This is a genomic window from Myxococcus sp. CA039A (assembly GCF_013336645.1).
In the GTDB taxonomy this organism is placed as follows: domain Bacteria; phylum Myxococcota; class Myxococcia; order Myxococcales; family Myxococcaceae; genus Myxococcus; species Myxococcus llanfairpwllgwyngyllgogerychwyrndrobwllllantysiliogogogochensis.
In genome coordinates this window covers 30161-49638 of the sequence record NZ_JABUMQ010000035.1, presented here as the reverse complement: position 1 = coordinate 49638, position 19478 = coordinate 30161, and the positions used below count along the sequence as shown (strand labels likewise).

Below are 19478 nucleotides of genomic sequence, written 5' to 3'. Positions count from 1 at the left end.
CCGCGCCACCTCCGAAGTTCGCCTGGGACAGCGGCAGCTTGCTGCGCACGACAATCCACTGCTGGGCGTAGGCCTGTATCGCGAAGGCCTGCGCGGGTGTGCCCGCGGCCGCGGCGTTGGCCGCCGCGCGTCGGGCCGCCAGCTCGTCAATCTCCACCTCGGCCTCTTCCTGCTTGCCAGCCTCCAGGCTGTCGACCAGGTCCCATCCCGGCAGATTCCGCAGGTGGCCATCCAGGGTGTTCATGTTGTTGAGGGCCTGGGCGAAGTTCCGGTTGAGCAACGCCCGGTCGAGCGTGTCCAGGTACGTCTGCCAGGGCGTGGTGTGGTGACGCTCCTGGGGCCACAGGGAGCCCGCGCGTCCGCCCACGTTCACGTTGTTGATGTTCCCCGCCCCGTTGATCCCCAATTGAACCGCCACGCGCTGGATGGGCTCGAGCGACGTGTCGCCCGAGACGGGAGCGACCTTGCGCTGAAAGGGCTCGGAGTCGAGGGTGGGCCCGGTCAGCTTCAGGCCCGAGGCGCGCGAACCCATCAGGTCGGCCTCGGACTCCAGGCCCGGCGCATCGTTGAGGGACTCGCCCTGTAGCTGCGTCGTGGGACGCACGCGCCCCTGCTTCTGCTGCACGACGTGCCAGGCCTCGTGGGCCAGGTGCTTCTCCTGCCCCGGCGCGACGTGGATGTCCGAGCCCTGCGTGTACGCCAGGGCCTGGAGCTGCGCGGGCGCGGACGAGTTGTAGTGGACGCGCACGTCGTCCATCGCCATGCCGGAGAGCGCCTCCACTCCGGACTTCAAGCCGTCGGGCAGTCCGGTGTCGTTGCTCGGAGCGGCACGGCGCTGGAGCGTCTGGGCCTGCTTCGCCTGGGCGACCACCCGAGGCGATGCGTCAAAGGTCTGCTGGAGCTGGCCCAGCGCGCGCGTCCGGGAGTTTCCTCCCTCGGTGGCTCCGGAGGAGGAGGCGGCGTGTGACTCGTCCCGCGTGGACAGCGACTCCTGCACGAACACGCCCATGCGATGTCTCTCCTGGAGACACGCAATGTAGCGTGCACGCTTCAGGGGCTGACAGGATGCCCCGGGTGTCGCGCGCGTCAGCCGGCGTCACACCGGGGGACGTCTCCTCCCCGCATGGGACGTGGAGGGTGGAGTCCCCACGTCCCGGCGCGTCCACTCAGGACGGAGAGGGCGGCGCCTGCGACGCATCCGCGCCGTCCGCGCGAATCTTGCGCGAGTTGTCCAGCAGCTCCTTCCAGGAGGCCTCGTACTCCCCGCGCAGCGTGGACCACTCACCGCCCTTGGCCGACATCAGGCGACGCAGGGCATCTCCCGTGCTCTTGAAGGAGCCGCGCAGGAACTGGAGCTCCTGCTTCGTGAGCAGCGAGTCCTCCGCCCGCGACTGGGCGATGCTCGCCTCCCAACCGTCGAACTGGGCGCCAAGTTCACGCAGCTCGGCTTCGCGCTTGCGCTCGTACGTCGCGCGCCTCACGCCCGCCTTCTCCTCCGCGTCGACGAGAGACTTGTTCGTGTCATCACAGGCCCGGAGCAGCTCCTTCTTGCCCCGCTCGAAGTCCTCCGTGCCGCGCTGGCGCCACTCCTCCAGCTTGCTGCGGAAGGCCTCGCGCCGCTGCTTCACGCCATGCAGCTCCTTCACCTCCTCGTCCGCCTTGCGGATGTCGGACTGCGCCTCGACTTCGGCGATTCGCGCATCGATTCGCCGCTTCTCGGCGTCCATCTTCTGCAGATAAGCCTCGCGCTCGTTCATGGTCTGGGCTCCTCCTGGGCCGCGCCGCTCGGTGGCGGCGGCTCGCGAGGGTATGGATGCGGATGACCCCTGGCGTCGGGCACAGGCGACGGCACGAGGGCACGAGATGTCGTGCGGAGTGCTTGACCCCGGGCCGGCTCCGGGCGAAGAGCCGTGCCCATGAAGCCCTGGGAGACACTCGAGAGCGCGAACCTTCCGGACGTGGGGGAGCTGACCCTGGTCCGCAGAGGGGACGAGTACGTCCTGCGCGTGCGCGGACAGACGCTGATGTCCAGCCGGATGCACGGCTCGGAGGAAGCGCTCGCGAAGGCAGGCTGCGCTGGCGTGGTGACCTCCGGAACCGGGCGGGTGCTCGTCGGAGGGCTTGGCTTTGGCTACACCGCGCGCGCCGTGCTGGACACCGTGGGCCCGGGCGTCCGCGTCTCCGTGGTGGAGCTGCTGCCCACCGTCGTCGCCTGGAACCGGGGGCCCCACCTCGCGCCCCTCGCCGGCGCTCCCCTCGAGGACAAGCGCGTCACCGTCATCGAGGGAGATGTCGGCGACGTGATGGCCCACCACTCCGCCACCTTCGACGCCATCCTGCTCGACGTGGACAACGGGCCCAGCGCCCTCACCCACCCGGACAACCAAGGCCTCTACGGCCTGCCTGGGCTCTCCAACGCCGCCAGGGCGCTGCGCTCCGGCGGCACGCTCGCCGTCTGGAGCGCGGGCCCCGCCCCCGCCTTCGAGCGCCGCATGGAGAAGTGCGGCTTCACCGTCGAGGTCCTCCACCCCCACGCCCACGGCACCAAGGGCCCTCGCCACGTCCTCTTCATCGGCAAGCTGGGCAGGAGCCGCCGCTGAAGTCCGGCCCCAGAAGGGCTCGACAGAATATGACGACCGGTATATTCATCTCCTCGTGAGCAAGGGAGAAGACACACGCCGGCGGATGATCGCCGCGGCGGCGGAGATGCTGGAGCGCTCGGGCTATGCGGGCGCGGGCATCCAGGAGCTGCTGGAGGCCGGCAAGGCGCCTCGGGGCTCGCTCTACTTCCACTTCCCTGGCGGCAAGGAGCAGCTCGCGGTGGAGGCGCTCCAGGTCTCCGCCTCGGAAGTCACCCGGCTGCTCGACGCGCACCTCGCCACGGAGCGGGGACTCGTCGCCGGGCTGCGTCGCGCGCTGGCGACGCTGGCGGACCGGGCGGAGGCGTCCGGCTTCGAGAAGGGCTGCCCTGTCTCGGCCGTGGTCCTCTCGTCGGGCGCCACCCCTGAACCCGTGCGCGCGGCGGCAGCCGAGGCCCTGCGCGCCTGGCAACAGCTCCTCACCGAGCGACTCCGCGCGGAGGGCCTCACGCCCACCGAGTCGCGGCGACGCGCGGCCCTGCTGCTCTCCTCCATCGAAGGCGCCCTGCTGCTGATGCGCGCCCACCGAAGCCGAGCTCCCGTCGAGGAGCTCTCGAAGGAACTGGAGCGCCTGCTCTCACTGGACTGACAGCGGCCCCGAGCCGACGCGGATGGGCCGCGTGGGCTCGGCTCCAGAATATGTAGACTGGTCTAGATATACGGAGGTCATCATGAAGGCGACATCACCGGATGCGCTCGTCATCGGCTCCACGGGATTGATAGGGCGTTGGCTCGTGCCGGAGCTCACGCGGCGGGGCCAGCGGGTGGCCCTGCTGTCACGCAACGCGCGGGCTCGGGCCCAGGAGTACCGGGACTGGGTGGCCGGGCTGGGAGGCGCACCCGAGCAGCTCGTGTTCCTGGAGGGCGACCTGGATGCGCCACGACTGGGACTGAGCGCCGAGGATGAGGCTGTGCTTCAGGGCGCGCGCGACGTGTTCCATCTGGGCGCTCGCTTCGCCTGGAACCTGTCCGCCGATGCGGCTCGGCGCACCAACGTCGAGGGCACCCGCGCCGTGGTGGAGCTGGCCTCCCGACTGCCCGCGCTGCGACGACTCGTCCTCGTGGGCGGATATCGCATCGGCCCTCGACTCGATGCCTCGGGCGAAGTCGTCCCCGCGCCCACGTTGGGCTTCACGGGCTCGGGCGCCTATGAGGCCTCGAAGGCGCTCGCGCATCGGGTGGCACTGGAGACCGCCGCGCGACTCGGTGTTCCCGTCACCACCGTGCATCCGTCCACTGTCATCGGCGACAGTCGCACCGGAGCGACGGTGCAGAGCCTGGGCCTCGGAGACACCTTGCAGCGCGTCCACGCGGGGACGATGCCCGTGCTGCTGGGCACGCCGGAGACCTTCGTTCCCGTGGTGGCCGTGGACACCCTGGCGCGCTTCCTCGCCGGCGTGGCGGAGCTGCCGGAGACGCAGGGCCAGGAGTACACGCTGCTGGACCCGAGCACTCCTCCACTCCACCAGCTCGTGCGCTGGGCGGCGGAGCGCTCCGGTCGACGATCACCGCGCTTCGCACTGCCCGTCTCGTGGGTGCGTTGGTTGCCGGAGCGCCTGCTCGGCGCGGCCACGGAGTCGCTCGACTTCCTCGACACGGCCCGCTACCCGGTGGAACCGGCGCTCGCGCTGGCCCGGCGCATGGGCGTGGAGCTTCCTCCGGTCGCCACGGTGCTCGACCGCTGGTTCGACTTCCTGCGCGCCACGGACTTTGCCCCCGATGTCGCGCGGGCCCGCACCGCATCGGTGCGTCCAGCCTGACCCCAGCCGAGCGGAGCCAGGAGCGCCGCGCGCTCCTCCCACCGAAAGCCTCGTCCTGTGGTGTAGTGGCGCGGCTCTCGACACGGACCGGAGACCTCCTGGTGAACCGCCCTTCCCTGCTGGCCTTGCTCGTCGTCCTCCTGACCGCGCCCGTGGGGCGTGCACTCGCGGCGCAGCCCTCCACCGTGCTGGGGGCCTTGGATGGCCTCTATCCGGAGCTGGACATCTTCTACCGGGACCTGCACCAGAACCCGGAGCTGTCGTTCCAGGAGGAGAAGACCGCCGCGAAGCTCGCCGAGCGCCTGCGCAAGCTGGGCTTCGACGTCACCACCGGCGTCGGCGGCACGGGTGTCGTCGCGCTGCTGCGCAATGGACCGGGCCCCACCGTCATGCTGCGCACGGACCTGGACGGGCTGCCCATGGAGGAGAAGACGGGCCTGCCCTACGCGAGCAAGGTGACGGTGAAGAACGGCGAGGGACAGACGGTGTCGGTGATGCACGCGTGCGGACATGACGTGCACATGACGGTGTGGCTGGGCACCGCCACGCTGCTGTCCAAGAAGAAGGACCAGTGGCGCGGCACGCTGATGCTGGTGGGCCAGCCCGCGGAGGAGATTGGCGCGGGCGCGCGGAAGATGCTGGCCGACGGCCTCTTCAAGCGCTTCCCCAAGCCCGACTTCGCGGTGGCCCTCCACAACACCACCGCCGCTCCCGCGGGACGCGTGGAGTACGTGTCCGGCTACGCGATGGCGCATGTGGACTCGGTGGACATCACCCTCTACGGCAAGGGCGGCCACGGCGCGTATCCGCACACCACGGTGGACCCCATCGTCATGGCGGCGCGCACCGTGCTCGCGCTCCAGTCGGTGGTCAGCCGGGAGAAGCATCCCCTGGAGCCCGGCGTCATCACCGTGGGCTCCATCCAGGGCGGCACCAAGCACAACATCATCCCGGACGAGGTGCGCCTCCAGCTCACCGTGCGCTCGTACAAGCCGGAGGTGCGCAAGGCGCTGCTCGACGGAATCGACCGCGTCGCGAAGGCGGAGGCCCTCGCCTCCGGCGCCCCCCGTCCTCCCAAGGTCGAAGTCACGGAGGGCACGCCCGCCACGTACAACGACCCTGCGCTCACCCGCCGACTCACCGACGCCGTGGTGCGCGTGCTGGGCGAGAAGAACGTGGGCGAGGCCCAGCCCGTCATGGGCGGCGAGGACTTCTCCGAGTACGGCCGCGCGGGAGTCCCCGCGGTCATGCTCTGGCTCGGCGCCGTGGAGCCCCTGCGCTTCACCCAGTCCCGCTCGGGGGGCGAGCCGCTCCCCTCTCTCCACTCTTCCGGCTTCATCCCGGACCGCGAGCGCACGCTGCGCACGGGTGTCACCGCACTGACAACGTCGGCGCTGGAGCTGTTGGGCAAGCCCTGAATCGCCTTGTTAGAACGGCGGAATGCTCAAAGCCGTTCCCGCTCGCGCGTTGCTTCTCACCGCCTGCTGGCTCTTCTGCGCCTGCGCGCGGCAGGTGCCCTCCACCACCCCTGAGTCACCCTCGGGGAGTGCCCATCCGCCCGAGAGCTTCGCGAGGCTGGTGGACACCATCTTCGAGGCCTCGTTCGACTTCTCTCCGTCGAACGGCACGGCGGTGGGGCTGCACGCCTATGACAGCAAGCTGGAGGACCTGAGCCGGCCTCGCGTCGAGGCCCGCATCCGAGAGCTGGAAACGCTCCTCGCCCGACTGCGCGCCGTGGACCGGGCCTCGCTCTCCTTCGACGACACCATTGACGCGGAGGCCCTGGAGAGCCAGCTGCTCGCGGAGCACTTCGAGCTGAGCGTCGTGCGCGGCTGGGAGCACAACCCCATGCTGTACGCGGGGCTGCCCGGTGGCGCCATCGACGGGCTGATGAAGCGCGACTTCGCGCCGAAGGCCGAGCGGCTGCGCTCGGTGATTGCGCGCCTGAAGGCCGTGCCCGCCGTCTTCGCCGCCGGCAAGGCCAACGTCCAGACGCCGCCGCGCGAGTTCACCGACCTGGCCCTCCGCATGGCGAAGGGCTCCGTGGGCTTCTTCGAGGGCTCGGTGGCGACGTGGGCCAGGGACGCCGCGGGCAACGACGCCGTGCTCCAGTCCTCGTTCCTTGTGGCCAACCGCGCCGCCGTGGCCGCGGTGAAGGACTACGCGCGCTGGCTGGAGACGGACCTGCTGCCACGCTCCACCGGCAAGTACGCGCTGGGCGAGGAGCGCTTCCTGACCAAGCTGCGCTACGAGGAGATGATTGACCTGCCCCTGCCCGAGCTGCTCGCGCGCGGAGAGGCCAATCTGGAGAAGGACTACCGCGACTTCGTGGCCACCGCGAAGCGCATCGACGCGCGCCTCACGCCGGCCCAGGTGATGGCCCGGATGGAAGAGGACCACCCCACGGCCCAGGACCTCATCCCGTCGGTGCGCCGCTCGGTGGAGGGCGTGCGCGAGTTCCTCGTCGCCAAGGACCTGGTCACCATCCCCTCCGAGGTGCGCCCCCGCGTGGAGGAGACGCCGCCCTACGCACGCTCGGGCTCGTTCGCCTCCATGGACACGCCCGGGCCCTACGAGACGAAGGCCACCGAGGCGTTCTACTACGTCACGCCCGTGGAGCCCGAATGGGACGCGAAGCACCAGGAGGAGCACCTGAGCCTCTACAACGCGCCCGTCGTGTCGGTCATCAACATCCACGAGGTGTGGCCCGGCCACTACCTCCAGTTCCTCTACGCGCCCCGCTTCCCCACGAAGGTCCGCAAGCTGGTCTCCGTGGGCAGCAACGCGGAGGGCTGGGCGCACTACGCCGAGCAGATGATGCTGGACCAGGGCTTCGGAAACGGAGACCCGAAGCCGCGTCTGGCGCAGCTATCCGAGGCCCTGCTGCGCGACTGCCGCTACGTGGCCGGCATCAAGCTGCACACCGCCGGGTGGACCGTGGAGGACGCCGCGCGCCTGTTCCGCGAGAAGTGCTTCCAGCAGCCGGCCAATGCCTACGAAGAGGCCCGGCGCGGCGCCTACAACCCGACGTACCTCTACTACACGTTCGGCAAGCTGGAGGTGCAGCGGCTGGCCCAGGACTACCAGGCCGCGAAGGGTCCGGGCCTCAAGCAGTTCCATGACGCCTTCGTCGCCCAGGGCAGCCTCCCCTTGCCGCTGGTGCGGCGGCTGCTCCTGCGCTGAAGACCGCATGCCGCGACGAGGGCCTCGGGCCGGAAGACCCTCGCCGCGACGCGCGGGAGCGCGAGCGTCCCCCAAGACGCCCGCGTTCCTCACTCCCCTCGGGCTACGTGCAGATGCCCGGACGGACGCTGACGCAGCCCGCGGCTCCGCAGCGGGTGAAGAGCGTGCAGCGCCGGGCCTCGAAGTCGCCGAAGGCCCTCACGGAGGTGGAGCGGCGCCCGTCCGATTCCGTCTCCACGCACATGTCGAAGTCGACAATGGGCGTGTTCGGAACCTCGAAGAACGCCTCGCCCGGATTGAGCATGCCGCTGGTGGTCGCGCACGTCATCGCGTTCGCGGCCGTCGTCGCGCGGACCTCCACGACACGCACCGCGCACAGGTTCATGTCCTGGATGCCCACGGTGAAAATCGAGCCCCCCGGGTCACACGCCCCGCCCGTCACGGACTGGCAAGCGCCGCCCACGCAGTTGCCTCCCGCGTTGCACACCTGCGCGCCTGACGAGTTGCAGCACGCCTCCCCCAGGTCACCGCAGTTGCGGCACACCTCGCCGGCCGACTCCATCACGCACATCAGGGAGCCGCCGCAGACCCCGGAGGCGCCGCTGACGCAGCACTCCTGGCCCTCGGCGCCACACGGGACGCACGCCCCGCTGTTGCACACCAGCCCCGCGTTGCAGCTCGCGGAATCGGTGCGGCACGCGCAGCCCTCGGTTCCCGCCTGGCTGGGGTCGCAGCTCGGGGTGCTCCCCTGGCAGCTTCCACAGCCCGCCATGACGACCATGCACAGCATCAACAGCCCCCGCAGGGGTGAATTCAGGTTCACGATGGGATTCCTCATTCGCAGAGTCGATGGGAGAACGGTGTCGGTGGGGCTCATGGGCGCAGCACCAGATGCACGGTCTGCCCCTGGCCATCGATGGCGCGGACCAGGACCTCGAAGTCGTCAGAGACGGCCAGCGCCTCCACGAAGCGATAGCCCGCCTTGGTCAGCTCCTCGGGTGCCACCTGCGACAGCGGGACGCTCTTCTTGCCGTCCGGCGTGGAGATGAAAGCCGCCTGCGTCTTGCCATCCTCGGAGGTGGCGGTGCCCACGGCCCAGCCGCTGGTGTTGAGGGACACGGCCTTCCCCGACACGAAGCCCTCGGGCAGGGGCAGCCACTGCACGCCCTCCTTCGAGGACCAGCGGAAGGGCCTCAGCTTCTTGTCGGAGCCGCGCACCGTTCCCAGCACATGGCCCACGTCGTTGAGCGCGGTGACTTCCGACTCCTCGTCCACCAGGACCTGCTGCTCCTTGCGGACGATTCGCACCGCGCGAGCGCCCTTGCTGGTCGCCACGGTCGACGCGGACTCGCCCAGGGCGTTGAAGAAGATGCGGCCCGACGCGAGCCCCGCCAGCCCCTCGTGCTTCATGGGGCCCACCTCGTCCACCAGGTACACGGTGTCCTTGTCATCCGGCCAGCGCACCAGCGGCGTGCCATGGGCATTGCCCAGGAGCGCCTCGTAGCCGTCGACCCACAGCTCCGCGCCTGACTTCACCGTGCTGGACTTCAGGCGGAACGCGCTGGGGCCCTTGGACGTGTACGCGGTGCCGAAGACATCGCCACTGCCATTGACGCCCTTCACCTCCACGCGGTCCGCCTTGAGCACCTCCTGGAGCGGATATGCGACCGACTTCGCGGTGATCAGCGTGTCCGACTCCTGGTTCGCCAGCCGCGCCACCAACGCACCCCCATTCAGCAGGAAGCGCGGAATGGAGGACGCTGGCAGAAACTGCCAGTACTTGAAGGGGAACACTTCGACGATGCACTTGAAGACCGCGACCTTGAGCGTCTGGCGGATTCCTCCCGACGAGGCCTGGATGACGGTGGGACCGGACCAGTCCGGGGGCAGCCGCATGGTGAAACGCGCGGTGCGCTGGGCCTCGGGGACCCGCACGTTGAGCACGCCCACGCTCGCGTCCACGCTCAGCAACTCCACCAGCGCCCCTCCCGTGGGCGCGGGGCTGCTCAGCGTCACCTCGCCAATCAGCTCCGTCGGGTCCGGCGACTGGCAGCGGTTGGTGGACGTCAGCACGCGAACCGAGGCCAGGCGCGGCCGGGGCACCCCCGCGTAGGCCACGAACTGGCGGACCGTCACCGGCTCCGTCCAGCCGACCCTGAAGATGATGTCCGTGTAGCCGTCCACCCAGACCTGGCTGCCGGAGGTCAGCACCAGCTCCACGTTGTGCGGACACGAGGAGTGGGCACAGAACGGGTCATCCGCGCCGCGCACCTGCCGGGCAAAGGCCTTCAGCGTGCCGCGCACACGCGTGACGCTGTTGGCGCCTCCCAGGTAATAGGGGCTCGGGAGCGTGTCATCGAAGGTCCAGGTCAGCACGTTGCCGGAGCGCGAACCGTACAGGTGCAGCACCAGGTCCGAGTTGATGCCGAAGTCGCGCGCGGGGACGTTGAGGTTCAGCGATCCGGACGCCTTGGGCAGCAGCCAGTAGCCCGTGGCGTAGTCGTTGCCCTTCACATGGATGCGAGCCGCGTTGAGGCGCACGTTCGTCCCGCGCCGCACGTCGTCCAGGACATCCGCCTGGGCCACCGGAGTCAACCAGAGGCCGAGCAAGGCCAGCAGGCCCAGCCTGTTCAGAATGCGTTTCATGAAGACCTCGAATACGTGGAGTGATTGAGACAGGGAGAGAGAGGCCGTGGCTCAGCCGTCACGCTGCGCGGAGGACTGGGCCATGAGGGACATGATGCGAGCGCGAAGTGAGGACTGCTGCCCCGGGCGCAGCGCGAGGGCCTGGAGCATCTGGTAGATGGGCGCGCTGCCGTCGAGCCGGTGGGTGATGACGTTCAGCAACGTGGACTCCGCGCCGGAGGCGAGCTGGCCGGAGACGACCCAGCCTCGCAGCCGCTCCAGGTCCGCCGCGTCCAGCGCGCGCGCGTCCAGGGCGTCGAGCAGCGCGGACTGCACCGCGCGGTCCTTCTCGAAGCCGAGCGAGTCCAGCAACATGCGAGTGGCCACTTCCTGCGGCGCGCGGCGCAGCGACTCCGCAGCGGCGGCGCGCACCTCCGCCGATTCCGCGCGCAGGTGGGGCCCCGCCTGGTCCAGCACGGACTCCAGGCCGGTGTTGCCCAGCGCGCGCAGCGCATGCGTGCGGTCCTCGTCGCTGCGTGCATCGCGCAGCGCGGCCTCCAGCGGACGCGCGTACGTCGCCACCTCCGGGTCACCCGGAGACAGGTGCGAGATGACGCCTCCCAACGCGTACGCGGACGCCCGCTCCGCTCCCACGTCGTTCGCCGCACGCGCCTGGGCGTTCATCGCGGTGAGCATCCGCCCCGTCTCCGGCTCGGGCTCGCGGAGGAAGCCGGCACGCTGCACCATCAGTCCGAAGGAAGCCTCGTGCTCACGGGCCGCCGGCGACTGGAGCAGCGCGCGCATCGTGGCCTGGGCCTCCGCGTGGCCCGCCCCCGCCAGCAGGTCCATGGTGAGCTCGCGCAGTCCTGGCGACACCCCCTTGCGCTGGAAGCTCACCGCCAGCTCCCGCACACGCTCAGGCTCCAGCTTGAGCGCGGCGATGGCGCGGCGCACAAAGCCGTCCAGGCCCGCGATGGCCTCGGCGCTCGTCGCGGAGGAGAGCACCTGGAGCACCCGGTCCATCGTCATGCCATCGGCCTGGCTGCGCAGCAGGGCGACCTCCGGGTCTCCCTCGAACGCAATCTGCGCGGGCTGGCGGATGATGGTCTTCTCCCCTCCGGTCGCCAGCAGCGGCTTGAGCTGACGGGAGGCGAACTCCACGCGCAGCCGCATCCGGCGCGACATCAGCGCGCCGCCGTCGGTCCGCGAGGCATCCAGGGACTCGTCATGGAACACGCCGGCCATGCGGCCCTCCGGGGTGCGCTCGAAACGCGTGAGCGAGCGGAGGTCCTGCTGGAAGGGGGCGTTGCCACCCGCGGCCCGCAGCTTGTGGTAGCGCGAGCGACGGCGCGTCAGTCGCGCGTCACCGTCACCCTCGAAGCGGAAGTGGGCCTCCACGTCGCCCGTCTGGGTGGACTCGACGGCGCTCCACTCGGAGGCGTCGCGCAGCTCGGTGGGGAACAGCTCGGCGGCGAGCGTCTGCGTGAGCTGACGGAACATGGGCGGCTCGGCCTCCGAGAAGCGCACGGCCAGCAGCGCGCCCCGCGCATCCAGCTCCACCCACGCGGAGGCAGTCTGGGGAAGGTGCGCCGCCACGGCGGCCGCGTCGGGCAGGAGGACCTGGCCGGACAGCACGGCCTCGTGTCGCTCCAGGGACTTCAGCGCCAGGTGCAGGCGCGTGCCGGTGGGGCGCACCTCGAGCGCCTGGAGCGTCAGCGAGCCTTCCAGGTGCAGCGTGCCATCGAGCGTCGAGGACTCGCCGGCGGAGGGCAGTGGCAGCGACACGCGCTGGAGGTCGTCCCAGACGAAGCGGTAGACGCGCTCCTCGCCCTGGGTCCACTGGTAGAGGGGCAGCCGAGAGTCGCTCACCACGGACGCGGTGTCGGCGCCAGGCATGGTGGGGCGCGTGAAGTACCAGGCGGACAGCGAGCCGGTGAGCAGCAGGGTGGACAGCACGGCCGTGCGGACGGCGAGCCTCGGGCGACGCATGAAGGACTCCAGGAATCAGACTGAAGAGGACTGGGAAGGAGCCACCCCGGCATGCCCGCACCGGGGTGGATGGAAGGGGGTCCGGCCCCTTCTCGAAGGGAGGGACCGGACCCGGACCCGCACGTGTGGCTAGAAGAGCTGCGCCACCGGCACGGTCACCTGCTGGGTGTAGATGTTGTGCTTCATGCCGAACCCGCTCCAGCTGAAGATGGGGAACTCCGCGTGGGCCGGCCCCAGCTCGGCGTAGAGCATGATGCGGCCGTCGAGGAAGCGCGCCTCGATGTCGAGCTTCGACGTGAGCCGCAGGAACAGCGTGTTCGGGTTCGTCGGGTGCGAGGGCGAGCTCAGGTAGATGCCAATGTCGCTGTAGAGCGGCAGGTTCACACGGGTGAGGACCACCTCTCCGCGCACGGCCACCTGGAACTGGGGAATGCCGATGCCCACGGAGGCGAAGCCGTTGACCGTGAGGTAGGGGGTGACAGTGCCGAACAGGTCCACGCCCAGCAGGTCCGCGGCGCAGTCGCGGGTGACGGCCCCGCCGAGGGAGATCTTGATGCCTGTCTCCGCGGAGACGCCGCCCTTGACCGTGACGGGGATGAACCACACCAGGAAGGTGGTGGACGCCTGGGCGGCGTCGCTCTTGAAGAAGGGCTTGTCCTCCGCGAAGGTGATGCGCAGCGGGTAGTGCATGTCGTGGTTGTAGACACTGAGGCCCAGCACGCGAGCGCCCAGCTGGAGCCGGATGCCGTTGCCCTCGGTGCCCGCGCCGCCGTGGACGTGGACCACCTCGAACGGCGTGGGGCTGAACACGTTCACATACGCGTTGAACTCCGCGTAGAGCCGCGCGTTGTAGTCACACCACGGGCCCTCGAACCCGAACCCCTTCGCCTTCAGGTCCGCGCCCGGCGCGGTGATTTCCCAGCCCGCCTTGTAGTCGTATCCACCGCCGAACATGCTGTCGCCGGAGTAGCCACTGTCGCCGTGCTCACCGCCGTGACGCACCAGGCCCGAGGACGGGTCCACCGGCACATCCAGCGCCGCGATGTGCGCGCCGTAGATGTTCAGGTACTGGGTGAGCAGCGAGGAGCTGAGCGTGTAGTCCTTCTGCTTCAGCGTGGAGAGCTTGAGCAGGTCCGCGTTGCGAACGAAGCTCTGCTCGCTGAAGTCGTTGCCCGTCAGGTTCAGACAGGCCTGCAGGTCCGCGGCGCGGCGCGGCGCCATGGCGGCCTCGAGCTGCCCCTTGTAGCGGCGCGGGCTCCAGTCGCAGGACGTCACGTTCGAAGTGTCCAGGCAGCCCTGCTCCTGGGCCTTCACCAGCCGCTCCTCGATGGCCTTGTCGAGCATGTAGAGGTGCTCGCCCACCTGATTGTTCAGCTCCTTCGGGTCCTGGTCCTGCTTCTTGAAGATGAGGACGGCCTGCTGCCACTCGGCGTAGACGGCCTCGCGCCGGCGCAGCAGGGCGGTGAAGACCTCCTGCTCCTCCTGACGCACGGTGAGCACGTCATCGGGGGTCTTGCTGAGCTGCTTGCTCATCGACTCGTGCCAGGCGTCCGTCGGCGTGGCCCACTTGCGGGCCTCCTCGTTGTTGGCCAGGGACGCGGCCTCGCTGGTGAACTCGTAGCCATTGATGCCGTCCGGGTACGGGCCCGGAGCGAACTCGAAGTACGCGTTCTTGGCCACCGCCTGGTCCGCCCAGATGGGCGCCAGCTTCTTCTGGTCGCGGCTGTAGAGCGTGCGGTTGGCGATTCCGTTCGCGCCGTACGCCGCGTTGAAGAGCGCGCGGTAGTCATCACCGTACTGGCCCGCCAGCCGCTCGAAGCGGCTGTAGCCCAGGTACTTCTCGTCCACGAACTCCTGGCACGACGTGATTTGCGTTCCGTTCTTGTCCCAGGCCTCCAACTGGATGAGGTACGCCTTCTCCGCCTTGGTGAGGTTCTCCAGCCGCTTGCGGTAGAGCACCTGGCCCTTGAGCACCTGGCCCGCGAGCCCCTGGTCCATGCCGGTGAAGCGGGTGGTGCCCAGCTTGACGGGCTGGGTCGCCACCGTCGCCGTCTTGCCACCGAGTTCCTCTGGCAACAGCACTACCTTCTTGGCCGCCAGTTCCCAGCGCGCCTTCCACTCCGACTCCGTGAGGTCCTGGCAATACGCGTCGTGGGCCTGGCCGCAACTGCTCGAGCGGTAGTCCACGTTCGCGCACTGCTCGAGCACCGGCGTCGGGCAGTCGGCCGCGAGACTCGCGGGCGCCGCCAGAATCGTCGCCGACAATCCGGCCCAACGCAGCGGGCTCCCCAACAGACCCACCTTCATCCCCTTGGTCATATGCAGCTTCGTCCTTGGTGTGAGGCCGGCTTCGGGCTCGGCCCGCGCAGCCAGAGAGCACACGCTGTGCCGCGCGCTTCTCACTCGGGGACACGAGGAGACACGCGGGCCAGACGAGGACCCCGGGACAACAAGGCGATGGGGGCCGTTGCCTGCGAGGCAACACCCCACGCGTGACGAGGCGCAAGGCTCCAACGACATGAGCGAGCACCGGGCCTCTCGGTTCGAGGGCCCGGGCTCCGCCAGCCACGCATGGGTTCAGGGAATCAGTGGCCTACGCGCTCGCACAGGCCCAGGCGCGCGTAGGTCCAGTCGCGTCGGACGGTGGCGGGAACCACGCCGAGCACCGCCGCGGTCTCCTGGATGCCCAGGCCCGCGAAGTAGCGCAGCTCCACCACCCGGGCCAGCCGGGGCTTGAACGCCTCCAGCTCCACCAGCACCCGCTCCAGGTCCAGCACGTCGATGTCGACGCCGACCGGAACCTCGAAGACCTCGTCGCGAAGGAACAGCGGCTCGCGCCGCGCATCGCTCCGCCGGGCATTGCGCACCCGCACGCCCTCCACCAGCACCCGGCGCATCGCCTGGGCTCCCGCGCCCAGGAAGTGCCTCCGCCGGTCCGCATCCGCCACGTCCCCCGCGAGACGCAGCCAGATGTCTCGCAGGAGCATCATCGGACGCATTGAAAGGCGGGGTGACTCACCATTCATGTCCGAGTGCGTCATTTCTCGGAGTTCCTGGTACGCCACCCACCGCAGTGCGTCCCGAGCCTCCGCGTTCCCGTTGCGAGCGCCGTCCAGCAGCGATGTCATCTCCGACATGCCCATGGTGTCCTCCTGGGTCTCACATCCCATCGAGTCGCTTCGCCACGTCTGCCTACGATTTCGAACGAGGACGCCCGCAAATCTTGAGAACAAAGAATTGTTTTTCGCGGATGCCGACAATTCCCTGCCCGGTGGGATGACCCAACCTGTGCTCTCAAGGTGGGTCGGCGCAATGCGCGCTCGCAAGTATTTCTTATTTTTCTTGTTTATCTACATTTCCAAGGATGACTGGGATACGTTCGCGGCGCGGGCGCCCATGCGGGCTCCTCTGCGGGCGTGAGGACGACGTCGACCGCCTGACAGGCGAACGCCTCCCTCACCGGGCAGGCGCCCGCGGCCACCCGGGAGTCGCGGCGGACGTCAGGCGGCGGGAAGCCAGAGCACGAAGCGCGCGCCGCGCCCGCGCACCCGCTCATGGCGAAGGTCTGCGCGCATGCTCCGCGCGAGCCGCCTGCAGAGCGCCAGCCCCAGTCCCACGCCGGGCGCGGACTTCGCCGCCGTCTGCACGGATTTGGAGAACGGCTCGAAGAGCTTGCGCGCCGTGGCCGCGTCCACGCCCGGCCCGTGGTCCCTCACCACCAGACCCACCGTCGCGCCGCGCCGCTCCAGTTGCACGAGGATGCGCTTGTCCACCGCGCCCGCCGCGTACTTGGAAGCGTTGTCCACCAGGTTGAAGAGCACCTGCTCCACCGCCGACGGGTCCGTCAGCACCACCACGTCGGCAGGCACCTCCACGCACAGCGACATGCCCGCCTGGAGCGCGCGCTGAGAGAGCCGCTCCTCCATCCGGGACAGCAGCGTGCCCACCGCCACCCGCTCCAGCCTCGCGGGGGTGCGTCCCCGTTCGATGCGGGCATAGGCCAGCACGTTCTCCACCAGGTGGCTCAGCCGCTCCGCCTCGCGGTGGAGGATGTCGAAGTATTCCTGGCGGCGCTCCGCGTCGGGGACCATCCCCGCCGACAGCATCTCCGTGTACATCCGGAACGTCGTCAGCGGCGTGCGCAGCTCATGCGTCACCGCCGAGACGAACGCGCCCCGCCGCTCGCTCAGCGACATCACCCCGCCCAGCAGCGACACCACGGCCACGCCCGCGAGCACCACGCCACTCCACGCCACCATCAACACCAGGGGCAGTGAGGACAGCGCGCCGGATGAGCCCTCCTCGCCTGGTGCCGCGCCCGGCACCAGCCGCACCGGCAGCGACGCCAGCAGCCGCCCCTCCCCCTTCGCTGTCTCGGAGCCCTTCACCGGCTCCAGCGTCGCGCCCGGCAGCAGGTCCTCCACCTTCCCCTGCAGCCAGCGCTGAAGCGCGGGCCAGTCCAGCCAGCAGCCCTGGAGATATTCCTGACCGTCGACCTGGACACGCCGGCCGAGCAGCAGGGCATCCCCCACCCAGATGGCCCGCATCTCCTCGACCACTTCGCGGGCGGCGACGTTCTCCGCCGGCGCCATGTTGCCGTAACCCACCATGTTCTGGCTCGCGGCCTGGCGCGCGCTGCGGGAGCGCGCATCGAACTCGCTCGCGTTCTTCGTCCACTGGAGCGCGTCCCCCAATTTGTTCCCACTCGCCCGCCGCGCCACGGGCTCCCCATCCGAGGGCGCACGCATCGCCAGCGCCTCCCGCACATTGGCGCTCCGCAGCAGCAGCGACACGCGCTCCAGCCGCTCGCGCAGGACGTCCGCGTCGACCCCCGGGTGCGCCAGGTGCGCCAGGCTTCGCAGCTCGGGCTCCATCACCTGGGGCGAGGACACCTCGCCATCGGGCCCCATCTGGAAGTGAAGCAGGACGTGCTCCGGCGGGCCCGAGAGCAGGGGCGAGGCCACCCAGGCCTGTCCCCTGGCAAGGGGCCGCCGCTGTCCGTCCAGGATGCCGCGCGCGGGAGCCACGGCCGCATACGACTCCACCGCCACCGCGCTCTCCCGGGCCACCAGCGGCAGCAGCTCCGAGTCGAGCCGCCACAGCGCCAGCCGCACGTTCTCCTCTCGCGCCGCGCTCTCACGTGCCTGACGGTCCGTGCGGTCCAACCGCAAGGCGAAGACGGACAGCCACACCACACCGGCCAGGGCGAGCAGCAGACAGGCGCTCACCGCGAGCCAGACACGCCAGGAGCGAATCATCCCGGGCCGCCCGGCGCGGAGAACATGTAGCCCTTGCCTCGCACCGTGAGGATGACGCGGGGCTCGGCCGAGTCGTCGCGCAATTTCTCCCGGAGGCGCGCCATCGTCATGTCCACCGTGCGCGTCTGCACGCTCCTCGCGGGCAGGTGCCAGACGCGCTCCAGCAGCTCTTCCCGGGAGATGGCCCGGTTGGCGTTGTCGCCCAGGTAGCGCAGCGCCTCGGCCTCGCGCTCGGAGAGGTCCGTCCGGGAGCCGTCGTCGAAGCTCAGCTCCCGGCGCTCCACCACGAAGTGGCCTCCGGGGAAGTCCACGCGGGAGGCGCCCTGGGGCCGCTCCGCCGAGCGTCGGAGCACCGCGCCCGCGCGTGCCAGCAGCTCACGCACCGAGAAGGGCTTCACCACGTAGTCGTCCGCGCCGAGCTTCAGCCCCATCACCCGGTCCTCCTCCTGGCCCCGGGCGGTGAGGATGATGACGGGCAGCGTCGGCCGGCTCTTTCGCACGGCCCGGAGCAGGTCCAGCCCGTCACCGTCCGGGAGCACCAGGTCCAGCAGCACCAGGTCCACCGGCGTGCGCTCGGCCAGCCGCTGGCCTTCCTCCCGCACGCCCGCTTCGAGGACCTCGTAGCCCTCGAAGCGAAGCGCATCCACGATTCCGCGCCGGATGGCGGGGTCATCCTCGACGACGAGTACTCGGCGCGCGGCCATGACGGCATCCTACTCCAAGGTGAACTGACGCTTCGTCGCCTCGCGACGCACCACCTGACCGATGACCCCGTCCAGCGTGGACTCCTCCTCCGTGGGATTCTTCTTGCGAGCCTCCGCGAGGAACTCCTGACGCTGCCGGCCCAGCTCCTGGATGCGCTGCTGCAGCGCCGCCCGCTCCTTCTCCCGGGCCTCCAGCCACGCCTTGCGCCCGTCGCCGTCCAGGTTGCGCATCGGCTCGGGCAGGTCATCGGCGGCGACCGCGCCCAGGTCCACCTTGTTCTTCTTCACCGCGTCCACCAGGTCCCAGCTCTCGTTGGAGTAGTTCCCGGAGGACTTCGCCACCGAGCGCGCCGCCATGTTCTGCACCGACACGCCGCGCGAGAGGCTGTCCTGCTCCTGCTGCCGCATCTGGCTCGCCTTGCCGGAGGCGCCGCCATAGACGACGTACGTCTTGTTCAGCTCGGTGCCGAGCCGGGCAATCTCCTCGTCCTGCGGCGCGGGCAGCTCCACCACCTTCTGGTTCTGGTCGATGTTCATGTAGCTGCCATCGGCGAGCGTGGCGGCCGCCTTCCACTGGTCCGAGATGCCCTGCTCGTAACCACCGCAGTGGATGGTGTTCACGGTGATGCCCCGCTTGCTGGCGGCGGACACGGCCTCGCGGAAGTCGACGGGGCCCTGGGTGAAGGTCTCGTTGCCGGCGATGAAGATGAGCCGCATCGCGTCCGGGTTCGTGCTCCACGCGAGCTTCTGGCTGGCCTCCTGGATGACCTCGCCGCAGTGCTCGGAGCCGCCGGAGGTCCTCAGGGCGAAGAGGCGCTCGGAGATGGCGTCCAGGTCCGTGGTGAAGGGCGTCAGCAGGCGAATCTCATTCGAGCCCGCGCCCTCCCCCGCGTAGCCGTAGGCGTAGAGGGCCAGCTCGAGCCTCGGAGCGGCGCCCCCACGTCGGGCCTGAGAGAAGCGGTTCACGATGTTCCACAGCTGCGTGCGGGCCTGGTCCAACAGGCCGTCCATGCTGCCGCTGGTGTCCAGCAGCAGGGCAATCTGGATGACGGGGGCCGAGGCATCGGCCGGCACGGGCTTCGTCGGGGTGGGGACCTCCACGCGAGGAGGAGGGACCACCGCCACGGGAGCAGGACGCGGCACCTCGGGAGGAGGCGGGGTGGACGCGGGCTTGCCCAGCAGGAGCGCGGAGAGCGCGAGCACCGTGGCCGAGCCAAGGATGACAGGGAGCTTGAGGGCCGGTTTCATCGTGAGTCCTTTCGTACGGCGGTGCCCTGAAGAGCACGCTGGGACAGTAACGATGGAGACCGTCCGAAAGGT

15 protein-coding genes are annotated in these 19478 nt (G+C 69.8%); 5 read left to right on the top strand and 10 right to left on the bottom strand.

The annotated features are described in order from the left end of the window. On the bottom strand, positions 1–1009 hold a 1009-nt coding region (locus tag HR086_RS08550; protein ID WP_174465332.1), incomplete at its 3' end, for a DUF4157 domain-containing protein. 157 nt (positions 1010–1166) lie between these two features. Further along, the gene (locus tag HR086_RS08545) at positions 1167–1757 is read right to left on the bottom strand and encodes a hypothetical protein (RefSeq protein ID WP_174465331.1); all 591 of its coding nucleotides are present in this window, start codon (positions 1755–1757) and stop codon (positions 1167–1169) included. A gap of 159 nt (positions 1758–1916) precedes the next feature. Between HR086_RS08545 and HR086_RS08540 the strand changes: the two genes are divergently transcribed. The 5 genes from HR086_RS08540 to HR086_RS08520 all read left to right on the top strand — a co-directional run bounded on the left by HR086_RS08540 (position 1917) and on the right by HR086_RS08520 (position 7582). Next, complete coding sequence (locus tag HR086_RS08540) at positions 1917–2600, top strand: spermidine synthase (protein WP_141643536.1); 684 nt, start codon at positions 1917–1919, stop codon at positions 2598–2600. 55 nt (positions 2601–2655) lie between these two features. Then, entirely contained in the window at positions 2656–3228 is a 573-nt protein-coding gene (locus HR086_RS08535; protein WP_141643537.1) for a TetR/AcrR family transcriptional regulator, read from the top strand. Between the two features lie 82 nt (positions 3229–3310). Continuing rightward, entirely contained in the window at positions 3311–4399 is a 1089-nt protein-coding gene (locus HR086_RS08530; RefSeq protein WP_174465330.1) for an SDR family oxidoreductase, read from the top strand. A 101-nt stretch (positions 4400–4500) separates the two neighbouring features. Further along, complete coding sequence (locus HR086_RS08525; RefSeq protein WP_174465329.1) at positions 4501–5817, top strand: amidohydrolase; 1317 nt, start codon at positions 4501–4503, stop codon at positions 5815–5817. 22 nt (positions 5818–5839) lie between these two features. Further along, the gene (locus tag HR086_RS08520; RefSeq protein ID WP_174465328.1) at positions 5840–7582 is read left to right on the top strand and encodes a DUF885 domain-containing protein; all 1743 of its coding nucleotides are present in this window, start codon (positions 5840–5842) and stop codon (positions 7580–7582) included. Positions 7583–7685: 103 nt separating this feature from the next. Here the strand turns inward: HR086_RS08520 and HR086_RS08515 are convergent, their stop codons facing one another. The 8 genes from HR086_RS08515 to HR086_RS08480 form a co-directional block, all read right to left on the bottom strand. After that, positions 7686–8405 (bottom strand): hypothetical protein, encoded by a 720-nt coding sequence (locus HR086_RS08515; RefSeq protein ID WP_373564278.1) that lies wholly within the window; start codon positions 8403–8405, stop codon positions 7686–7688. Between the two features lie 50 nt (positions 8406–8455). After that, a complete protein-coding gene (locus tag HR086_RS08510; RefSeq protein ID WP_174465326.1) occupies positions 8456–10228 on the bottom strand; it encodes a hypothetical protein in 1773 nt (590 codons plus the stop codon). A gap of 51 nt (positions 10229–10279) precedes the next feature. Beyond that, positions 10280–12196: a HEAT repeat domain-containing protein gene (locus HR086_RS08505; RefSeq protein WP_174465325.1), complete on the bottom strand. Its 1917-nt coding sequence runs from the start codon at positions 12194–12196 to the stop codon at positions 10280–10282. Positions 12197–12325: 129 nt separating this feature from the next. After that, on the bottom strand, positions 12326–14515 hold the full coding sequence (locus tag HR086_RS08500) for a hypothetical protein (RefSeq protein ID WP_174453469.1): 2190 nt from the start codon (positions 14513–14515) through the stop codon (positions 12326–12328). A gap of 266 nt (positions 14516–14781) precedes the next feature. Beyond that, positions 14782–15333, bottom strand: coding sequence for an ECF-type sigma factor (locus HR086_RS08495; protein WP_174453468.1), 552 nt, complete (start codon positions 15331–15333; stop codon positions 14782–14784). A 363-nt stretch (positions 15334–15696) separates the two neighbouring features. Further along, complete coding sequence (locus HR086_RS08490) at positions 15697–17454, bottom strand: sensor histidine kinase KdpD (RefSeq protein WP_174465324.1); 1758 nt, start codon at positions 17452–17454, stop codon at positions 15697–15699. Further along, positions 17451–18158 carry a response regulator transcription factor gene (locus HR086_RS08485; protein WP_141643546.1) on the bottom strand — a complete coding sequence of 236 codons (708 nt, stop codon included), beginning with the start codon at positions 18156–18158 and terminating at the stop codon, positions 17451–17453. The genes HR086_RS08490 and HR086_RS08485 overlap by 4 nt, the downstream gene beginning before the upstream one ends. A 9-nt stretch (positions 18159–18167) precedes the next feature. Beyond that, positions 18168–19406 (bottom strand): VWA domain-containing protein, encoded by a 1239-nt coding sequence (locus HR086_RS08480; protein ID WP_174461266.1) that lies wholly within the window; start codon positions 19404–19406, stop codon positions 18168–18170. Between the last annotated feature and the right edge of the window lie 72 nt (positions 19407–19478).